Raw genomic sequence first — 4,476 nt, 5'->3', positions numbered from 1 at the left:
CCTCGACCCCGGCAACGATCAACATCCCCGGCATGGGCAGCGTCGGCGGCGGCGTCGCACGCCAGCAGCTTGCCGGCGCACAGAACGAACTGTCGTCGATGCGCGCGCGCGGGCTGACCGACGCGCACCCCGACGTCATCGCGCTGAAAAGCCAGATCGCGTCGCTGAAGGCCATGGCCGACCGCGAAGGTACGGGCGGTGGCGGCGGCAATTCGCAGAACCCCGCCTATGCCTCGCTCTCGGCCATGCGCGCCGAACGCCAGGCGACCGTGAGCGCGCTGTCGACACGCAAGGCGCAACTGATGGGTGACATTTCCAAAATCACCTCGCAGCAGATCCAGAACCCGGGCATCGCGGCCGAATACGACCGGATCAACGGCGAATATACCGCATTCAAGGCGCAGTATGACAAGCTGCTCGCGCAGCGCGAACAGGTGCGCCTGCGCGGCGACGTGCAGACCGAAACCGACGCGATCAAGGTCGAGCTGCTCGATCCGCCGTCGAAACCGACGAGCCCCGCGGCGCCGAACCGCCCGTTGTTCCTGACCCTCGTGCTGCTTGCCGGCATCGGTGGTGGCATCGGCGTGGCCTTCGGTCTTGCGCAGGTCCGGACAAGCTATGCGACCGCCGCCAAGCTCGAACGTGCGAGCGGCTTGCCGGTGATCGGGTCGATCACCGAAGTCGTGACGCCCGACCGCCATCTCGACCGCCGCAAGAAGCTCGTGTGGCTCGCCGGCGGCGGCGGCGCGCTGGTCGGGCTTTACGCCCTGTTGCTGGTCGCGGAATTCATCCAGCGCGGCATGGTTGCGTGACGGGGGACGAAGACATGAACGACCAACGCAAAGTAAAGCGCCCGCCCTCGCTCCTCGAACGCGCCGCCGACATGTTCGGCCTCGATCCCGCGGCCAACGCGCCGACGATCGACGTGTCGAACCTGCCGCCCGAGCCCGGGAAAAAGACAAAGAAGGCCGGCACCCGCCCGGCCGCCGAAGCTCCGCAACCCGAAATCCTCGACCCCGTCGTCGAAGCCGCACCGGCGGTCGAACCGGCGGCTGCGCCCACGCCTTCGCCGCGCAAGGATGTCGCGAGGGCCGCGCCCGCAATCGCCCCGAACCGCCAGGGGCGGATCGATCGCGAGCGCCTCGCATCGCGCGGGATGATCGTGCCCGGCACGCCGGTTACGGGCATTTCCGAAGAATATCGCATCGTGAAGCGCGAGTTGATCCGCAATTTCGGCGGCGCGGGCAATCGCCCGATCCTGCCGCGCGGCCACCGCGTGCTGATCGCGTCGGCCAATCCGGGCGAGGGCAAGACCTTCTCGGCGGTCAATCTCGCGCTGAGCCTTGCGGTCGAGGCCGATCACGATGTGCTGCTGATCGACGCCGACATCGCGAAACCGAGCGTTCTCGAAGCTTTGGGGCTCGACGACGGTCCCGGCCTGATGGACGCGCTCGCCGATCCGCATCTGCCGCTCGGTGACTGCCTGATCCAGACCGACATTCCGGGGCTGAAGGTCATGCCCGCGGGCACCCAGCATATGCATGATACCGAACTCCTCGCCTCGGCGCGGACCGAGGCGCTCATGGCGCAACTCGAAGCCGGGGCGCCGGGTCGCATCCTGATTCTCGATTCGCCGCCGGTGCTCGCGGCGTCGCCCGCCGCGGTGCTCGCAGGCCATGTCGGGCAGACGATCATGGTCGTGCGCGCCGACGCGACCCTTGAATCCGCTCTGCGCGACGCAATCGGCCTGATGGGCGCGTGCCCGCATATCCAGCTGCTCCTCAACGGCGTGAAATATTCGCCGGGTGGACGCCGCTTCGGGACCTATTACGGACAGGGAGGCGCGTGATGCGCACCACGACCACCACGCGTCATGTGGCGACGCTGGCGGCCTTGCTGCTCGCCGGGACGGCGACGGGCGCGCACGCCCAGTTTTCGGGAGATCCGGGTTCGGGCGCGGAGGGCGCGTCGTCGTCCGATGCGTCGTCCGCCCCGGAAGGGCGTTCTGCCAAAGGCGCCGAAGGCCGCCGCGCCCAGCGCCAGATCGACGTCAGCCCCTATCTTTCGGTCGATCAGGTGCTGACCGCCGACCTCAAGAACGGCGGCGACGTGCTCACCTACACCAATGTCGCGGTCGGGATCGATGCCGCGATCGTCACGCGCCGTGCCGAAGTGGCGGCGTCGCTGCGCTACGACCATCGTTTCGGATGGAACGGCGGGCTTGGCGATTCGGATAGCGTCAGCGGCCTCGCGCGTGGCCGGGTCGAACTCATCCGCGGCCTCAATCTCGAGGGCGGCGCGCTCGCTACGCGCACGCGCGCCGACGGGCAGGGCGCCGACAACGGCCTGTTCATCGGCGACACCAGCAACGTCGCGAACCTTTATTCACTCTATGCCGGGCCGACTTTCGCGCGGCGGATCGGCGGGCTCGACGTCGGGGCGGGCTATCGCTTCGGCTATACCAAGGTCGATATCGACCAGCCGGCAATCCTTGCGCCGGGGGTGCAGCCGCAGGACATTTTCGACAGCTCGACCAACCATGTCGCGTGGGCCAGCGTCGGCGCGCGGCCGGGGGACCTGCCGTTCGGCTGGCAGGTGTCGGGCGGTTACGAGCGCGAGGATGCGAGCCAGCTCGACCAGCGGTACGAGGGGAAATATGCCCGCGCCGACGTGACAGTGCCGATCGGCCCGACGGTGGCGCTGCTCGGCGGCGTCGGATATGAGGATATCGAGATCGGCCAGCGTGACCCGGTGGTCGACGGCAATGGCGTGCCCGTGCGCGACGCGAGCGGGCGCTTCGTCACCGACAAGTCGAAACCGCGCCAGCTGTCGTTCGACACCGACGGGCTGATCTGGGACGCGGGCGTGATGTGGCAGCCCAGCCGCCGCACCTCGCTGACCGCCAAGGTCGGCCGCCGCTATGGCGACACCATCTATACCGGCAGCTTCGCCTATCGCGCCGACCATGCGACGACGATCCAGATCGGCGTCTACGACGGGCTGTCCAGCCTCGGCCGCGGCCTCTCGGGCGGTCTCGCCGCGCTGCCGACGCAGTTCGACCCGACGCGCAACCCCATCGATGGCAATATAAATCCGTGCGTCTTCGGCCAGCAGGGCGGCGGCTGCCTCAGCAACCAGCTCGGCAGCGCGACCACCGCGCAATATCGCAGCCGCGGGATCCAGGCGACGCTGTCGTCGCGCTTCCGCGGCTGGAGCTATGGCGTCGGCCTCGGCTACGACCAGCGCAAGCTGCTTGCGCCGCGGCTGTCGCCGATCGGCGGGCTCGACGGGATCAAGGACGAGAATTATTATCTCTTCCTGTCGATGGGGCGCCAGCTCGATGTCGATTCCGACCTCAGCCTGTCGGGATATCTCAATTATTTCGACAATGGCGCGCCGAACGCCAGCGACGTCCAGTCGGCAGGGCTATCGGCCGCCTATTCGCGGCGCTTCTGGCGCGGCCTGACCGGGACCGCCGCGGCCAGCCTGAACGCCTTCGATCAGGAAGGCTTCAACAGCCAGCTTATCGGTTCAGCTTTGGTGGGACTGCGTTACAACTTCTGATGGGTTTGACCCTCTGGGCAACGGGAATTCGCAATGTACGATCAATTCTATGGTTTCACCGGCCGTCCGTTCCAGCTGACGCCTGACCCGCATTTCTATTTCGAAAGCGGCACGCACAGGAAGGCGATGTCCTACCTCGGCTACGGCCTTGCGCAGGGCGAAGGCTTCATCGTCATCACCGGCGACGTCGGCGCGGGCAAGACGACGCTGGTCGGCCATCTGATGAACACGATCGACCCCAATCGCCTGACCGCGGTCAAGCTGGTGTCGACGCAGGTCGAGGGCGACGATCTTCTCCGTCTCGTCGCCGAACAGTTCGGCATAGAATGGGAAGGGCAGAGCAAGGCCGAACTGCTGCGCGCGATGGAGGAATATCTGCGCGAACAGGCACGCGCTGGTCGCCGCACGCTGCTGATCGTCGACGAGGGGCAGAACCTCGCCATCTCGGCGCTCGAAGAACTGCGCATGCTGTCGAACTTCCAGCTTGGCGGTCATTCGCTGCTGCAGATTTTCCTGCTCGGCCAGCCCGAATTCCGCCAGACGCTCTTCCACTCGCCGACGCTCGAACAGCTCCGCCAGCGCGTGATCGCGACGCACCATCTCGATCCGATGGAGCCCGAGGAGGTCGAGCCCTATATCCTCCACCGTCTCGGCAAGGTCGGCTGGACGGGCAACCCCAGCTTCAGCCCTGACGCGTTCGAGGAAATCTTCGATTACAGCGAAGGCGTGCCACGCAAATTGAACGTCCTTGTCAGCCGGCTGCTGCTTTATGGCGCGGTCGAACAGATGAACCGCATCACCGCGCAGAATGTGCGCTCGGTCGTCGCCGAGATCGAGGCCGATCGCGGGCTCGACGCATCGACGCTCGCGCCGCTGCCGGTGGACGAGATCGTCGCGGCGGCCGCCACCGCT

At 66.9% G+C, this 4,476-nt stretch carries 3 protein-coding genes and 1 pseudogene; all 4 read left to right on the top strand.

Going from position 1 to position 4,476, the window contains the following annotated elements; all coding sequences use genetic code 11:
- Positions 1–812, top strand: a pseudogene (locus VN047_RS21835) (chain-length determining protein); the annotation flags it as partial.
- A 14-nt stretch (positions 813–826) separates the two neighbouring features.
- Entirely contained in the window at positions 827–1,849 is a 1,023-nt protein-coding gene (locus VN047_RS21830) for a P-loop NTPase (protein WP_325546440.1), read from the top strand.
- Complete coding sequence (locus tag VN047_RS21825; RefSeq protein ID WP_325546438.1) at positions 1,849–3,564, top strand: hypothetical protein; 1,716 nt, start codon at positions 1,849–1,851, stop codon at positions 3,562–3,564. The genes VN047_RS21830 and VN047_RS21825 overlap by 1 nt, the downstream gene beginning before the upstream one ends.
- Before the next feature lie 33 nt (positions 3,565–3,597).
- The coding region (locus VN047_RS21820) for an XrtA/PEP-CTERM system-associated ATPase (RefSeq protein WP_325546436.1) at positions 3,598–4,476 on the top strand (879 nt) is incomplete at its 3' end.

It is taken from the genome of Sphingopyxis sp., from assembly GCF_035565275.1.
In the GTDB taxonomy this organism is placed as follows: Bacteria; Pseudomonadota; Alphaproteobacteria; order Sphingomonadales; family Sphingomonadaceae; genus Sphingopyxis.
This window is presented reverse-complemented; position numbering and strand designations above follow the sequence as displayed.

Excerpts from the sequence above, each read along its gene's own strand:
- VN047_RS21825 (WP_325546438.1), top strand. The coding sequence starts at position 1,849 with ATGCGCACCACGACCACCACGCGTCATGTGGCGACGCTGGCGGCCTTG.
- VN047_RS21830 (WP_325546440.1), top strand. The coding sequence starts at position 827 with ATGAACGACCAACGCAAAGTAAAGCGCCCGCCCTCGCTCCTCGAACGC.